The 15,658-nt window shown below is 63.6% G+C and carries 9 protein-coding genes; 4 read left to right on the forward strand and 5 right to left on the reverse strand.

What is annotated here, in order from left to right; translation table 11 throughout:
- Positions 1–304: 304 nt before the first annotated feature.
- Complete coding sequence (locus AAEZ10_RS14290; RefSeq protein WP_502947696.1) at positions 305–5,464, forward strand: trifunctional serine/threonine-protein kinase/ATP-binding protein/sensor histidine kinase; 5,160 nt, start codon at positions 305–307, stop codon at positions 5,462–5,464.
- 243 nt (positions 5,465–5,707) lie between these two features.
- Here the strand turns inward: AAEZ10_RS14290 and AAEZ10_RS14295 are convergent, their stop codons facing one another.
- The 5 genes from AAEZ10_RS14295 to AAEZ10_RS14315 form a co-directional block, all read right to left on the reverse strand.
- A complete protein-coding gene (locus tag AAEZ10_RS14295; RefSeq protein WP_016774798.1) occupies positions 5,708–6,184 on the reverse strand; it encodes a helix-turn-helix domain-containing protein in 477 nt (158 codons plus the stop codon).
- Positions 6,185–6,272: 88 nt separating this feature from the next.
- A complete protein-coding gene (locus AAEZ10_RS14300; RefSeq protein WP_350569698.1) occupies positions 6,273–7,385 on the reverse strand; it encodes an alkene reductase in 1,113 nt (370 codons plus the stop codon).
- Between the two features lie 171 nt (positions 7,386–7,556).
- The gene (locus tag AAEZ10_RS14305) at positions 7,557–9,791 is read right to left on the reverse strand and encodes a xanthine dehydrogenase family protein molybdopterin-binding subunit (protein ID WP_350569700.1); all 2,235 of its coding nucleotides are present in this window, start codon (positions 9,789–9,791) and stop codon (positions 7,557–7,559) included.
- Positions 9,788–10,261, reverse strand: coding sequence for a (2Fe-2S)-binding protein (locus AAEZ10_RS14310; protein ID WP_350569702.1), 474 nt, complete (start codon positions 10,259–10,261; stop codon positions 9,788–9,790). The genes AAEZ10_RS14305 and AAEZ10_RS14310 overlap by 4 nt, the downstream gene beginning before the upstream one ends.
- A complete protein-coding gene (locus AAEZ10_RS14315) occupies positions 10,258–11,526 on the reverse strand; it encodes a c-type cytochrome (protein WP_350569704.1) in 1,269 nt (422 codons plus the stop codon). The genes AAEZ10_RS14310 and AAEZ10_RS14315 overlap by 4 nt, the downstream gene beginning before the upstream one ends.
- Before the next feature lie 298 nt (positions 11,527–11,824).
- On the opposite strand from AAEZ10_RS14315, the gene AAEZ10_RS14320 reads away from it, so the two are divergent.
- The 3 genes from AAEZ10_RS14320 (at position 11,825) to AAEZ10_RS14330 (ending at position 15,657) form a co-directional block, all read left to right on the forward strand.
- Positions 11,825–13,024, forward strand: a complete 1,200-nt coding sequence (locus AAEZ10_RS14320; RefSeq protein ID WP_350569706.1) for an MFS transporter — start codon at positions 11,825–11,827, stop codon at positions 13,022–13,024.
- 94 nt (positions 13,025–13,118) lie between these two features.
- On the forward strand, positions 13,119–14,024 hold the full coding sequence (locus tag AAEZ10_RS14325) for a LysR family transcriptional regulator (protein ID WP_016774792.1): 906 nt from the start codon (positions 13,119–13,121) through the stop codon (positions 14,022–14,024).
- Positions 14,025–14,154: 130 nt separating this feature from the next.
- The gene (locus AAEZ10_RS14330) at positions 14,155–15,657 is read left to right on the forward strand and encodes a sensor domain-containing diguanylate cyclase (RefSeq protein WP_122692537.1); all 1,503 of its coding nucleotides are present in this window, start codon (positions 14,155–14,157) and stop codon (positions 15,655–15,657) included.
- The last annotated feature ends 1 nt before the right edge of the window (position 15,658 follow it).

Genomic DNA, 15,658 nt, shown 5'->3' on the forward strand with positions numbered 1-15,658 from the left:
ATCAGGCTCGTACGCTAGGGGACGGCCTGGCATAAAGCAATTATCCCGAGGGATAAGACGTGCGCTTGTATAGCGCAAGAAACAGCCGCGCAAGGCTCTGGACGGCCATCTTGAGGCTGCGGACGGACATCAGCGCAGCGGCTGGCCCTCTGGCAAAAAAACGCTGGGTATACTTCGCCACCAGCCTGAATCCCATTTCCAGCGGTGAATGCGTATGCCCGGCCAGCCATCCTCCTCTGCAATTTCCCGCGTGGCCGATGCGCCGATGCTCGATGAAGCATGGCTGGAGAACTGTCGGTTCAGTCTGCTGCGCCGTGACCATGAACTGACCTGGTTCAGCCTTCAAGACAGCCACTCGGGCCAGAGCTGGTTCGCCGTGCGTGCGCCGATCCAGCGTCCGGCGCTGTGCCAGCGGCTGGAGCGCGATTTCCATTTGCAGTTGCCTTCGCAGTGGGCGCTCAACCCGCTCGCGCTGATTCGCTCGGCGGACGGGCCGGTGTTGGTCTACCCGCAATGGGGCGCGCCGCTGGCTGGACTGATCGACGCCGCCGGCTTACCACTCGGACGGGTGCTGAATATCGCCGTCGCCGCCGCGAATGCGCTGGTCCACTCTCGCCATCCGGAAACACCGCAAAACCCTGTGGGAGCGAGCCTGCTCGCGAAAGCGTCAGTCCAGCCGACATCACCCTTGACTGACCCAGCGCTTTCGCGAGCAGGCTCGCTCCCACAGTGTTCTTTATTGCCTTGGCATCTGCTGGTCTATGCCGACGACAACGTCAGGCTGATGGGCTTTCACACCCACGCGCAGGAAACGCCGGCGACCGAACTGCCGAGCCTGGAACACTGGCCTTATCTGGCGCCGGAACAGCTGCAGCACGACGGCGTCGATTCCGATGAGCGCAGCGACGTCTATGCGCTGTCGGCAATCATCTACGAGGCGTTGACCGGGCGCCCGCCGCTGATCGCTCGCGACGCCTCGCAATGGCTGCATGTGCACGCCGCCGTCCAGCCTTTGTCGCCAGCGCAATACCAACCCGACCTGCCGCAAGGCATTTGTCATGTGCTGCTCAAAGGCCTGGCCAAGGAGCCGGACGCGCGCTATCAAAGCATCGAATCGCTGGCCGCCGATCTGACCTGGTGCCTGCGCCAATGGCAGAAAAAAGGTCAGATCGAAGCGTTCCGCCTCGGTGCCTTCGACGCGCGGGCGACGGCCACGCGCGGCGATGTGCTGTTTGGTCGTGATGACGAACGTCAGCAGCTGCTTGAACAGATCCAGCGCGTGCGCAGCGACGGCATCGCTCGCGTGCTGCTGGTTGCCGGCGCACCGGGAGCGGGGAAGTCGACGCTGATCCAGCAAGTCCTGCGTAGCCAGGCACCCGGTTATTGGGCCAGCGGCAAGATCGAACTGCTGAACAATGACCGGCCCTTCGCGCCGCTGGCGCAGATTTTTCAGTCTCTGATCAGCCAAGTGTTGACCAAGCCCACGCTGGCCTTGCAGGCCTTGGCCGAGCAACTGCGCGAAACCCTCAAGGGCCGTGGCCGCTTGCTGCTGGACCTGGCACCGGAAGCCGAACTGCTGATCGGCGCCACCGCCGAACTGCCGAACATGCCGGCGCGCCACGCCCTGGATCGGGTCAATCGGGCGCTGCTCGATGTGCTCGAAGTCTTTGCGCAACCGGGGCATCCGCTGCTGCTGTTTATCGACGACTTGCAGTGGGCTGACGACTCGACACAGGCGTTTCTCAAAGCCTTTATCGCCCGACCGACGCGGCATCTGCTGCTGGTTCTGGCGTATCGCGAGGGCGAGTTGACGGAGCATCCGGGCGGCTGGCTCGATGAGATGCGCAGAGCACCCGCGCTGCCAGTCAGTGACCTTCGACTAGGGCCGCTGTCGGTGCAGGCCGTTGCGCAACTGATGGCGGTCGAACTCGATGCTGACGTCGACAACCTCGAGGCGCTGGCCCGCGTCGTGCACTTCAAAACCGCCGGCAATCCGTTGTTCGTCAGCCAGGTGGCGCGCGCGTTGGTGGACGAGCGTCTGCTGCGTTTCGACGCGACAACGCGGCGCTGGGTGTGGAATCAGGCCGAAGTGAACGGCTATCGCTACGCCGACAACGTGGCCGAATTGATGGTGCAACGCTTGCAGCGTCTGCCGGCCAGTGCCCGTGAAGTGTTGCGCACCGCGGGTTACGTCGGTGGCCGCTGTGACGAAACGCTGTTGGGCGATTTGCTGGGGGACGATCCGGCGCAATTGCTGCGTGACGTGGATTATCTGGTCAGCGCCGGATTTCTCCTGCGCGAGCCTGGCCAACTGCTGTTTCCCCACGATCGGGTGTTGGAAGCCGCCGCTGCGCTGACCGCACCGGCCGGGCGTTCGGCTGAGCATGCGCGCATCGCTGCCGCCATGCTCGATCAATGCGGCGAGCAGCGGCAGGCGCGCGTCTTCGACATCGCCAGTCAGATTCAGCGCAGCGCCGGCAATGCGCTGCAAGCGCCTCGACGCGCTGAATTCATCCAGTTATTGCTCGAAGCTGCCGAGCGCGCCCGCGATAGCGCCGCTGTCGAGCAGGCCGTGGATTATCTGCGCAGCGCCGAGGTGTTACTCGGCGACAACGGCTGGACGCAGCTCTACCCGCAAGCCTTCGCGGCGCGCTGGCTGGCAGCCGACTGCGCGATGTTGCTGGCGGATCTGCCCGGCGCGCAACAGCGTCTCGACGATTGCCTGGAACACGCTGCCACCGTGCTGGACCGCGCGAAAACCTACCGCCTGCGCGCCAGCCTGCGCACCTTGCATTCCGATTACCACGGCGCGATCGGCGAAGCGCTGGCCGGTCTTGCGTTGCTCGACATTGACCTGCAGCGACAACCCTCGAAGGCGCAACTGGGCGAAGCGTTCGAACGGGTTCGGCAATTGGTCGGTGCGCGACGGATCGCTGAGTTGACGGCGTTGCCCAAAGCCAACGAGCCGCGAATCGAAGTGGCCATGGAGCTGCTGAGCACGCTGATCGCCTCGTTCTTCGTGCAGGACGACATTGCTTTTTTGCACCTGGCGAAGATGGTCGAACTGACTTTGCTCCATGGCACCACGCCGAGCAGCGGCTACGGTTTCGCCTGGTACGGCGTGATGATCGCCGACCGTTATGGCGAATATCTGGACGGTGTTGCTTTCGCCGAACTGGCGCTCGATCTGACTGATCTGCACGGCTATGAGGCGGGGCGCACCGGCACGCTGGTGGCGCTGGATCAGGTCAGCGCGTGGACCCGGCCGATGGCTTACGCGCGGCAGAAGGCTTTCGCCGCGTTTGAGTGCGGTCAGGCCGGCGGCGATCTGGGCATGTCGTGTTACGCCTGCAACCACATCGGCTCCGATCTGCTGTTCATGGGCGAGCCGCTGCCAAACGTGTTGAACGAGCTGGACGTCGGCCTGAGTTGGGTGCGGCAGTTTCACTACATCGACATCGAGCGCATTCTCCTGGCGCAACAGGCGTTTGCCAGCGATTTGCGCAATGGGCCTGAGCCTCGTTCGATCGCAATGCTGGATGCTTTGGAACATGACCGTTTCGGCCCGCTGCATCGCGACCGCGTTTCACAGCCGACGCTGTTGTGGATGTGGTTGTATTCGGGCATGTCGGCGTTCTATTTCGGTGAAGTGCGTTACGCGTTGCGCCGTTTCGAAGACGCCGAGGCGTTGACCTGGTCGCTGCCGGCGCACATTGATCTGGCGCATTACTACCTGTTCTACAGCCTGGCACTGGCCAGTCCCGAGGCGCCGGGCTCTGTTGCCGAAAAACTGCAGAAGCTGGAGCAGCAACGGCAGCGTTTTCTGCCATGGGTCGAGCTCAATCCTTCGACCTTCAGCAACAAACTGCTGCTGATCGAAGGCGCGATGGCCCGCGTGCGCGGCGAAGGGCTGGCCGCCATTCGCTGCTTCGACCAAGCGCAAATCGCGGCGGCCGCTGCCGGGTTTATCCATGAGCAAGCACTGGCACATGAACAACTGGCCGAGGTCTGCCTGGTCAACGGCCTGGTCTCCGGCACGCATCATCACCTGCGTGTTGCGCGCGACTGCTATGTGCTGTGGGGCGCTGAAGCCAAGGCGCGCCAGCTCGAAGCGCAGCATCCGTTTCTCGCCCACGAGCATTCCCTTCAAGCGGGAACGCCGGTGACGCGGGTGCGCCTTGACCTGGAAGTCGGCATTGAAGCGGCACGCGCGGTCTCGCAAGAGGTGTTGCTTGATCGGCTGGTGGAGACCTTGATGAATCACTTGATGATTCAGGCCGGTGCCGATCGCGGCGCGCTGCTGTTGGTCGCCGAGGGTGAGTTGCAATTGGCCGCTGCCGCGCATGTCGAGGCGGGCAACGTGCGGGTCAGTCAGGACAACGATCGCTCGCTGGAGCAGATCGCGCCGGTTTCAGTACTCAATTCGACCATGCGCACGCGCACGCCGCTGGTGCTCGACGATGCCCGCGCCGACTGCCCGCAAGCTTACAGCGCTGACTTGCGCGAGCGGCAGACGCGCTCGCTGATGTGCCTGCCGTTGCTCAAGCAAGGCGCGCTGATCGGTCTGGTGTATCTGGAAAACAGCCTGGTACCGAAGCTGTTCAGCGCCGAACGCCTGACCATGCTGGAAATCCTCGCCTCGCAGGCAGCGGTGTCGCTGCAGACCGCACGGCTGTACGCGCAACTGGTCGAAGACAACCGCTTGCGCGCGCAGATGGAAGCCGACTTGCGCAGCTCGCGGGCGGAACTGGCGCGCAACTCGCACCTGAAAATGATGGGCGAACTGTCGGCCTCGATCGCCCACGAAATCAGCCAGCCGCTGCTGGGCATTTCATCGAACGCCTCGGCCAGTCTGCGCTGGCTCAAGCGCGACACGCCTGATCTCGACGAGGCTATTCAGGGACTGGAAGACATCCGCTCCGACAGCGCCCGTGCCACCGAGATCGTCCAGGCCTTGCGCGCATTGGCCAGGCAGGCGCCGTTGCAACGATTGCCGGTGTCGATTGACGCGTTAATCGGTGAGGTCGTGCAACTGACGGCCAGCGATGTGCACAATCGCGGGGTGAGCTTGCACACGCAACTCAACGCTGCTGACCCGGTACTGGGGGATCGGGTGCAGATCCAGCAGGTGATCTACAACCTGATCGTCAACGCGCTGGAAGCAATGGCTGGGCAGGGCGTGAGTGACGGGCGCCTGGTGATTGAGTCGACGCTGTCCGATGGGCAGGTCTGCGTGGCTTTTCAAGACAACGGGCCGGGGATCGCCGAGCATCAGCGTGAAGAAATTTTCGATGCGTTCTTCACCACCAAGGGCAGCGGCATGGGCATGGGCCTGGCGATTTGCCGAACGGTGATAGGCGCCCATGGCGGGACGTTGCGCGTGGAAGACAGCGAAGAGGGCGCGCGGATCTGTTTCAGACTGCCGCTTGCGCCGGACGCCAGGATCAAAAGCCCCTCACCCTAACCCTCTCCCGGAGGGAGAGGGGACTGACCGGGGTGTTTGGGGGAGATACGCCGACGTGAAAGTCCGAGTTGAACTCAGGACTGGAAAAACACCAAATCAGCTCCCTCTCCTCGGGGAGAGGGCTGGGGTGAGGGGGGAGTTCACCGCCGTACCAACGCCGACCACCAGCGCTCTACCGCAAAAAAAAGCCGCGAAAAATCGCGGCCAAAAGGGAGGAGTGAACAAAACCCTTTGAAATCCGACTCAGGGCCGCAGTTCCGTCAAGCGCTGGCCCATCGTCGAATTCAGCAACCCATCGCTGAGCCGCCACACATCCGCATCCACCAGCGCCACCCGCGCTCCGCACATCAGTTGGCGCCAGACCTTCGGCGGCATTCCCACCATGCGCCCGAACGTGCGGGTGAAGTGCGAGTGATCGGAAAATCCGCATTCATAAACAATCTCGGTAATCGCCATCGAGGTCAGCAAAAGCCCTTTGGCCTTGTCGATCTTCATCTTCAGCATCCATTCCTGAGGCGAGCAGCCGGTGACGATCTTGAACGCCCGGGAAAAGTGGCTGCGTGAAAGATTGCAATGTTCGGCAATCTCGCTGACGCGCAGGCTGCGGCTCAGATCGTGCAGCATGTAGGCCTTGGCGCGGCGTTCCTGCCAGCCGGACAGTGCGCCCAGTGGGCGCGCCAGGTGGCAGGAAGGGTCTGACTTCACCGATTGCGGGTTCATGGCGGCTCTCCTGATCGATGGGCAAAGTCTGGCCGCAGGCTTTATTTAAAGTCCTTAAACAAACCTTAAAAGTTATGAAGCCCAAGCCTCAGGCGTGAAACGGATAATCGACATAACCACGCTGATCGCCGCCGAAGAAACTGCTCGGATCCGGCGTGTTCAGTTCAAGCCCGTCGTGCAGCCGACGCGGCAGGTCCGGGTTGGCCAAAAATGGCCGGCCAAAAGCAATGATGTCGGCGCGATCGGCGTTCAGCGCCTGTTCAGCGGACTCGGCGTCGTAACCGCCAGCGAGGATCAGCACGCCGTTCCAGGTCTGGCGCAACTGGGCGATGATCGCGTCCCAGCGCGGGTCGAAGTTTTCGTCCTTGACCGTGCCGACCATGGCCGGCTCGACCAGGTGCAGGTAGGCCAGATTCCACTGGTTGAGCGCTTCGACCAGATAACCGAAGGTCGCTTCAGGCGTGTCATCGCCCATGCCCATGAAGCGGCCCATTGGCGTCAGACGTACGCCGACGCGCTCGGCGCCGACTTCATCAGCCACGGCAGCGACCACTTCGAGCAAAAACCGCGCACGGTTTTCCACACTGCCGCCATAGGCGTCATCACGCTGGTTGCTGTTGCTGTTGAGAAACTGGTCGAGCAGATAACCGTTGCCGGCATGGATCTCCACGCCGTCCATGCCAGAGTTCAACGCGTTGCGCGCAGCGCGGCGATAGTCTTCGACGATGTCGGCGATTTCCGCCGTTTCGAGAGCGCGCGGCACTGGCACATCACCCCACACGCCATTGCCTTGTTCATCGACGATAAAGGTCTTCCCCGGCACTGGCAGGGCGCTTGGCGCCACTGGCAAACCGGCGTCAGGCTGGAAACTCGGGTGGGAAACCCGGCCGACGTGCCACAGCTGCATGAAGATCAGACCGTCGGCCTCGTGCACCGCCGTGCTGACTTCGCGCCACGCCTGCACTTGCGCATCGGTGTAGATCCCCGGCGTCCACGCATAGCCCTGGCCCTGTTGGGAGATCTGCGTGGCCTCGGTGATGATCAGCGCAGCACTGGCGCGTTGGCGGTAGTACTCGGCGTTCATCGCCGTCGGCACATCGCCCGGCTGGCCGGCGCGTGAGCGGGTCAGGGGCGCCATCGCCACGCGGTGGGCAAGGGTGTAAGGGCCGAGTGCGATAGGTTGAAACAGGCGACGGGTCATGGGTAGCTCCGGATTTCGGTGAGTAGGATTCAAGCGCGGCAGCCAGGTGCCGCGCGCTGTGCAGGTAACTTAACCGGGGGTGGCGGGGCTGATAATCCGTGGCCGGCGCTACGCAGTTTTGCGCGCAACGCAACGGCACCCGCGCTCATCGCTGATGAACGCGGGCGTGGTTCAGGCGGGTTGGCTCGAGCGAGTCAGCGGCAGATTCAGCCAGCGCCGGCCGGTGGCATTGCTGACCGCGTTGCCGAGAGCAGCAGCCATTGGCCCTTGGACGATTTCGGCAGCACCGAGGAAGGGTTCGCCCGGTTGATCAAGCAAATGCACGTCGACTTTTTTTGGCAATTGCGTAAAGCGCAGAATTGGATAACCGCTCCAGTCGTAGCTGCGAATGCCGCCGGCGTCGTAGGCGACTTTTTCGTAGAGCGTCCAGCTGGCCGACTGGACGATGCCGCCCTCGACCTGATTGCGCAGGCCATCTGGGCTGACAATCTGGCCAACATCGACCGCTGTCACCACATGATCGACACGGATCTCGCCGGTTTGCGGATGCACCCGCAATTTCACCGCAAGGGCGCAGTAACCCATGATGTTTTTGTAGCGGGCGAAGGCAAAACCGATCCCCGCGCCGGGCTCGTTGCTCTTGTGGGGCCAGCCGATTTCGTCACGCACGCGTTCAATCACAGCCCGGGCACGTGGGTCGCTCAGATGCGCCAGGCGCAACGCCAGCGGATCAAGGCCAGCCTTGATCGCCAACTCATCAATACCCGCCTCGATGGCGAAGATGTTGATGTGCGCACCCAGCGAGCGCATGGCCGAAGTGCGGAACGGCATGGTGGTGACGAAATTCATGTTGATCCGCGTCGCGCCCAGCTCGTACAGCGGCACCGCGTTGCGATCGCCATCACCTTCGGGTTGGGCGATCGGCACCGAGGGCGCCGAGGTGAAGGGTTTCGCCAACAGGCGTGCCGGCAGCAGGCGCCCGGCATTGACGATGCGTTCGTTGTGCGGCGTGGTCCACAGCTCGTAGTTCCAGTCCTGCAAACGGCCCTGACTGAGGCCGGCATCGACTTCGGTGACCATCGCCGAACTGTACGGCTCCCAGAGATTTTCCTGCTCGCGCATCCATTGCACCCTGACCGGCGTGCCCGGCAGGCGCATGGCGATCAGCGCGGCATCGGCGGCGGCATCATCGGCGCCGTTGTGGCCATAGCAACCCGAGCCTTCGGTATGAATGCAGCGCACGCGGTCCGGCGGCAGCCGCAGCATCTCGGCGATACCGGCGCGCAGCGGATAGACGCCCTGGGTGTGGGTCCACACTGTGAGCACGCCGTCGTTGAACCAGGCCACCGCACAGGACGGGCCGATCGAACCGTGTATCAAATATTGCTTGGTCACCCGCGCTTTGAAACGCGTTTCGGTCGCGCCGCCGGGATTGCCGTTGTTGCTGATCGGATAGCGCTTGGAGGGCAATTGCTTGAGCAAATCATGAATCCCGGCGGCTTCGGGAATCGCCTCGCCGCCGCTCCACTTGGCACTTTCCATGCCGGCGCGCATGGCCTTGATCGCTTGCCACTCATCATGGGCGACCACGGCCAGATAGTTGCCGTCGCGAATCACTTTGACCACGCCGTTCAACGCCTCGATGGACGCGGCATCGAACGCCTGTAACGTGCAGCCGGGACGCGGCGGGCGAATCACCCGCGCATGCAGCATGCCCGGCAGGCGCATGTCTTGCACGAACGCCGCGCCGCCGCTGACCTTGGCCGGTATGTCCAGACGCGGCAGGTTGTGCCCGATCAGTTTGAAATCGGCCGCCGCCATCGCCGGTGATTGCGCCTTGGCGTACTGGTGCACATCGACATGCCTGACCGCGTCGGCATAAGCCATGCGCTGGCCGGTCGGCCCTTCGATGATGCCGTCGCGAGTGCTCAGTTGCACAGCGTCGATTTGCCAGCTGCGCGCGGCGGCGTCGACGAGCATTTCTCGCACCTGCGCGGCAGCGTTGTACAGCGCGGTGCCGCTGTCGAAAATGCTGTGGCTGCCGGCGGTGTAGCCTTCGTTGGGCGTCAGCGCGGTGTCGGCGGTGAGCAAGTTGATCGCGCTGGCCGGCACCTGCAAACGCTCGGCGGCGATTTGCAGCAACGCGGTTTTCACCCCGGTGCCCAGTTCGACCTTGCCGGTGTACACGGTGATGCCGTCGGCGCCGATGCGAATCCACGCGTCGAGGTATGGGTTGGTGCGCAGGCTGCCGGGCAGATCGGGGGCCAGCACCACGGTGCCAAGGGTGTCGACTTCGGTGTCGGCCAAGGCACGCCGCGCTACCGGCATCAGGGTGAAGGCCATGAGCAGCGCGCCGCCACGCAGAAAGGCCCGGCGGCTGGGGTTCAAGCCGTTTGCTTCGCTCATGTCCGGCTCCCGTTGTGCCCGGCCACCTGCTTGATCGCCTCGATGATGCGCAAATGGGTGCCGCAACGGCACAGATTGCCGGCCATGTGTTCGCGGATGGTTTGTTCGTCCGGGTGCGGATCGTTTTCGAGCAAAGCCTGCGCGCGCATCAGCATGCCGGCGATGCAGTAACCGCATTGCGCGGCCTGCTTGTCGATAAATGCCGCCTGCAACGGGCCGGGTTTCTCTGCGCTGCCGAGGCTTTCCACGGTGCGGATCTTTTTCCCCTCAAGGCCTGCGCAAGGCGTCAGGCAGGCGAACACCGGTTGGTCGTCGACGATCACCGTGCACGCGCCGCACTGGCCCAGGCCACAGCCGTACTTGGCGCCGTTGAGGTTCAAGTGGTTGCGCAGCGCATACAGCAGCGGCATGTCCGGCTCCAGATTAAGCGCTTGGGCGGCTCCATTGACGGTGAGAGTGATCTGGCTCATTTCGTCTCCTGACGTAACGCTTCAATAGTGGAAGAAAGGTCGGCCCATGGCTGATCGGGTCTGGCTTGCTCGCGCAGATACGCGGCGAGGGCGCCGAGCTGGGCGTTGTCGAGGCTGGCGGCGAATGGCGGCATCACCGGGCCGGGCGCGCCGGGAATGGCGGGCACGCCTTCGAGCACGGTCTTGAGAAAGTTGCGCGAGCTGGCCGCTTGCAGCGCCGAAGTGCTTTGCAGGCCTGGGCGGCCGTCGATTTCGCGCATCGGCGCGGCGGGCGCGTGACATCCGGCGCAGGCGCTGCTGAAGAGCAGGGCGCCGGTTGTGTGATCCGCTGGAATACCTGGCTGCTTTTTCGCGGTGGTTTCGCTCACCGCGTGCGGGTTTTGCAGGCTCAGCAGGTAGTCGGCAATCGCTTCGGCTTCACTGGCCGGCAAGCGCGCCAGACTCAGGCTGACCGGGCGCATCGGGCCGGCGGGTGTGCCGTGACCATCGACGACATCGGCGCGCAGATAGCCGACCAATTGCTCGCGATTCCACGGATTGGCGCGTTGCCCGAGGCCGACCAGGGCCGGCGCTTCCCAGCCATCGACGCTGCCGCCCTGCAGATACTCCGAAGATTTCTCCGCGCCAATCAGGTTCAGCGGCGAATGGCAGCCGGCGCAGTGGCCCGGGCCGTCGACCAGATAGCGTCCGCGATTCCATGCCGCGCTGTGTTCGGCCAGCGGCGTCAGTGGCTCGCCATGCAGAAACAGCAGATTCCAGAACGACACCAGCGGGCGGATGTTCATCGGGAAATTCATCTGGTTCTGCCGCGCCGGGGCGTGTACGGCGGGGCCGCTCATCAGGTAGGCATAGGCGTCGGCGATGTCTTCGGAGCTCATGCGCCGGTAGTGCACGTAAGGAAACGCCGGGTAGAGAAAGTGGCCGTCGCGGGCAATGCCTTCACGCATCGCCCGCTCGAAGGCCGGCAATGACCATTCGCCGATGCCGGTCTGCGCATCCGGGGTGATGTTGGTGCTGTACAGCGTGCCGAACGGCGTCACCAGCGGCAGCCCGCCAGCCAGGTATTCGCCGCCGGGGCGGGTGTGACACACCGCGCAGTCGCCGGCCTCGACCACCCGTGCGCCGCGTTGCAACTGCGCAGTATCGAATGACGTGGGGCGTTTGATTGGCGCGATCGCCGGGCGCCACATCAGCGCGACGGCGACGATCAGACCGATCACCGCGAGCACGGCGACGCTGATCCACAGGGTTCTGGATTTGAGCAAATGGCTGTTCATGGTCGGCAGAAAAACGCGGCGGACAGTGGCAGGACGAGTGCAGTGCGGGTCATGGAAACGCTCCTTGTAGCAGCCGGGGGAAGGGCGCCGATGCGGACGTCAGCGCCAGGGCCAAAGCGTAGAGAAGACGCTTGCAGCGGAGAATCACCGGCCCACGCAACAGCGCGTTGCGCCACAAGCAACGTTGCGCGCCGCGCATCAGTGCGTTGCCAGTGGCACGGATTCTCGCTGCCGCCGGCTGACCGTAGCCTTGGCACAACTTTCCCGAACTCAACGAGGTGTCACCATGCTTACGGGCAACCCTGCCGTTGCGGCCCCGGCCGAACAGCCTGCTTCACTCTCCGGCCTGATGGTCGCGTTTCTGGCCTTCTGCTGCGGCGCGGTCGTCGCCAACCTGTATTACGCGCAGCCCATCGTCGAACTGATCGCGCCGCAGATCGGCCTGTCCAGCGCCAATGCCAGTCTGATCGTGTCGCTGACCCAATTCGGTTATGCGCTGGGCTTGTTGCTGCTGGTGCCGCTGGCCGATCTGATGGAGAACCGCCGTCTGGTGGTCGGCTTCACCCTCGCTGCGAGTGTCACGCTGCTGTGTGCTGGCCTGACTCATTCGCCGTCGCTGTTTCTGCTGCTCTCTTTGCTGATCGGCCTGACCTCGGTGGCGGTGCAGATTCTCGTGCCGTTGGCCGCGCATCTGGCGCCGGAAGCCAGCCGGGGGCGCGTGGTCGGCAACATCATGAGCGGCCTGTTGTTGGGGATTCTGCTGTCGCGGCCGCTGTCGAGTCTGTTGGTTGAAGTGTTCGGCTGGCGCGGGGTGTTTTACAGCGCGGCGGCACTGATGGCGGTGATCGCGCTGATTACCGCTGTGGCATTGCCGCGCCGGGTGCCGACGCACAAAGCCACTTATGTCGCGTTGATCGGTTCAGTGTTTGCCCTGGCCCGGCGCTTTCCTGTGTTGCGCCAGCGTTCGCTGTATCAGGGTTTGCTGTTCGCCAGTTTCAGCCTGTTCTGGACCCTGGCGCCAATTGAGCTGATGCGTCATCACGGCTTCAGCCAGGCGCAAGTCGCGATCTTCGCCCTGGTCGGTGCGGTGGGTGCAATTGCCGCGCCGATTGCCGGGCGTCTGGCCGATGCCGGGCACGGTCGTCGCGGTACCTTGGTGGCGTTGCTGCTGGCGCCGCTGTCACTGTTGATCGCCGCGTTGCCGGGCAGTGGTTACGTATGGCTGGTGGTGTGTGCGGTGCTACTGGACTTTGCCGTGCAATTGAACATGGTCCTCGGCCAGCGTGAGGTCTACGCCCTCGACCCGCACAGCCGCGCACGCCTGAATGCGGTGTACATGACCAGCATTTTCGTTGGCGGCGCCCTCGGCTCACTGGTCGCCAGCCCGCTGTACGAACACTTCGGCTGGAACCTCTCGGCCGTCGCCGTAGCGGTGTTGCCGGCGCTGGCGCTGGCAATGTTCCTGGGTCGCAAGGCTGATGGCTGAGGTCGCGATGAGGCCCGGCAAGCACGACGATACAAGACGTGTGGCGAGCGCTGATGCACAATCAGCGGCGTTCCCTCACCACCGGACCCCGCTTATGGACAAGTTGCTGGCCTTGAAGATGTTTGTTGAAACCGTGCGCTGCGGAGGCTATTCCTCGGCGGCGCGCAAGCTTGGGATTTCGACGTCTTCGGTGACACGGCAAGTGGCGGGGCTGGAAAACGAGTTGGGCGCCAGCCTGCTCAATCGCACCACGCGCAACACCAGCGTGACCGTCGCCGGCCAGACCTATTTCGAGAAAGCCGTGGCGATTCTTGATGCCATCGACGAAGCCGACGCGGTGGTCGCCGATCGTGGCAGTGATGCCCAGGGCCGCTTGCGCATCAGCGTACCGGTGGAGTTTGGCCGCCGGCTGATTGCGCCGCACCTGAGTCGCCTGCTTGAACGCCATCCCGGGCTGGAGATCAGTCTGTCGCTGAGCGATCAGGTCAGCGATTTGCTCAGCGAGCAGATCGACGTTTCGGTGCGGCTCGGCTCGACGGTGGTCAGCGAAGACATCGTCAGCAAACGCGTCGGCCACTTTCAGCGTTGGATTGTCGCCAGCCCGGATTATCTGGCGCGCAGCGGCGTGCTCGAACATCCGCGGGATCTGCTCGAGCATCAATGCCTGCGTTTCGATTACGGCGGCAGCCATCACCACTGGACCTTTCAGGGCGACGAAGAGCCGATTCAGCTCAACGTCCAGGGTCGCCTGCAAAGCAACAACGCCGACATCCTGCGCGAAGCCGCGATTGGCGGTGGCGGGGTGGCGTTGCTGGCCGACTGGCTGGTGCGCGACGACGTCGCCGCCGGGCGCCTGACGCGCTTGCTTGAGCATTATGAAGTCAACCCCGGCAGCGCCAGCAGTTGCATCAACGCGTTGTACCTGCCCAACCACCGTGGTTCGAGCCGGATCAACGTGTTCATCGATTTTCTCGTGGAAATCCTCAAACCCGCTGCTTAGCACTGCACACTCTGTTGCTGCAGCCGCTGCACACTGCTTGTATGCTTGCGCCCCGGAACACGTGGCCGCCGTGAGTGCCGACGTTCGAATGATGGCTGGAATGGATACCGGACTTCCTTAAGGTACTGACGTGAAGCGTGATACTCGCCTTGTAATGCTCCTGCTGCTGGTGATCGGTTGTTCCCTGACTTCGCTGACGATCTGGAAAGTCTGGTCTTCGCGCGAGCGTGCGCTGGCGGAAGTCGACGTGCATGGCCTGAACCTGACCCAGGCGCTCAACACCTACACCGAAGGCATCGTCCGGCAAAGCTCGCTGCTCTTGCTCGGGCTGGTCGAGCGTCTGGAAACCGAGGGCAACGGCCCGGCGCAGATTCAGCGCATCCAGAGCCTGATCGACCGCCAGCAGCCGCTGATGCCCCAGCTCAGCGGCATCATCATCTATGACCGGAACGGGCATTGGCTGATGTCCTCCAACCGGCCGATTCCGGAGGGCGCCAACAGCAGCGACCGCGCCTATTTCATTCATCACCGTGACAGCCCGAGCCGCGAGCCGTTCATTGGCCCGCCGATCCAGAGCCGTGCCAATCACGAATGGGTGGTGACTATCAGTCGGCGCTTCAACGACGACGGCGGGCAGTTCGCTGGCGTGGTAGCGGTGACGCTGGGGGTGGAGAACTTCCTGCGGGTGTTCGGCAAACTCGACGTTGGCCAGGACGGCGCGATCGGTCTGTCTTACACCGATGGCACGCTGCTGGTGCGCTATCCGTTCCGCGAGCAGGACATGGGCCGCAACTTCTCCAAATCGCCGATCTACGCCAAATACCTCGTTGACCGCTCGGTCGGCACTGCCTCCTACACCTCCAGCCTCGACGGTGTCGAGCGGCTCTACGCGTTCCGTAAAAGCGAAAGCCTGCCGCTGATCACCACCGTGGCCCTGGGCAAGGATGAAGCGCTAGCGGCGTGGCGCATCGAAGCGGCGCTGTCGGCGGTGGTAGTGATCGGGCTGCTGGGGCTGACCGGATTGATCGGCTGGTTCCTGATTCTCGATATCCGCCGCCGCACTGAGGCTGAAGAGGCGTTGCGCGATGCCCAACAGCAGCTGCTTGCGTCCAATCGGCAGCTGGAATTGCTGGCGCTGAAGGACGCGCTGACCGGCCTGGCCAACCGCCGCTGTTTCGATGAAACCCTGACCGTGGAAGCGCGGCGCGCGCAGCGTGACGGGACCTCGCTGGCCTTGCTGATGATCGATATCGACCACTTCAAATTGTTCAACGATGCCTTGGGCCACGTCGCTGGCGATGCCTGCCTGCAAGCGGTCAGCAAGATTCTTGAAGGCTGCGTGCGACGCCCCTCGGATCTGGTCGCGCGCTACGGTGGCGAGGAAATGGCGGTGATCATGCCGGCCACCGACAGCGCCGGTGCGACCGTGGTGGCGCAACTGATGCTCGAGCGTTTGCAGCAGGCGAACATCGCCCACCCGGGCAGTCCGTTTGCTCGGATTACGGTGAGTATCGGCATGGCGGTGGGGACGGGCGCTCAGCTGGATTCGCTGCCGGCGTTGATCCAGACCGCCGATCAGGCGCTGTACCGGGCGAAAGCGGCGGGGCGCAACGGGATGGCCGGGCAGGCCTGAG

The organism is Pseudomonas sp. H26/SER47-MNA-CIBAN-0231 (assembly GCF_040310465.1).
Classification (GTDB): Bacteria; Pseudomonadota; Gammaproteobacteria; order Pseudomonadales; family Pseudomonadaceae; genus Aquipseudomonas; species Aquipseudomonas atacamensis.

Coding starts and splice junctions, on each gene's coding strand:
- AAEZ10_RS14295 (WP_016774798.1), bottom strand. CDS start 6,184: ATGAACCCGCAATCGGTGAAGTCAGACCCTTCCTGCCACCTGGCGCGC.
- AAEZ10_RS14300 (WP_350569698.1), bottom strand. CDS start 7,385: ATGACCCGTCGCCTGTTTCAACCTATCGCACTCGGCCCTTACACCCTT.
- AAEZ10_RS14305 (WP_350569700.1), bottom strand. CDS start 9,791: ATGAGCGAAGCAAACGGCTTGAACCCCAGCCGCCGGGCCTTTCTGCGT.
- AAEZ10_RS14310 (WP_350569702.1), bottom strand. CDS start 10,261: ATGAGCCAGATCACTCTCACCGTCAATGGAGCCGCCCAAGCGCTTAAT.
- AAEZ10_RS14320 (WP_350569706.1), top strand. CDS start 11,825: ATGCTTACGGGCAACCCTGCCGTTGCGGCCCCGGCCGAACAGCCTGCT.
- AAEZ10_RS14325 (WP_016774792.1), top strand. CDS start 13,119: ATGGACAAGTTGCTGGCCTTGAAGATGTTTGTTGAAACCGTGCGCTGC.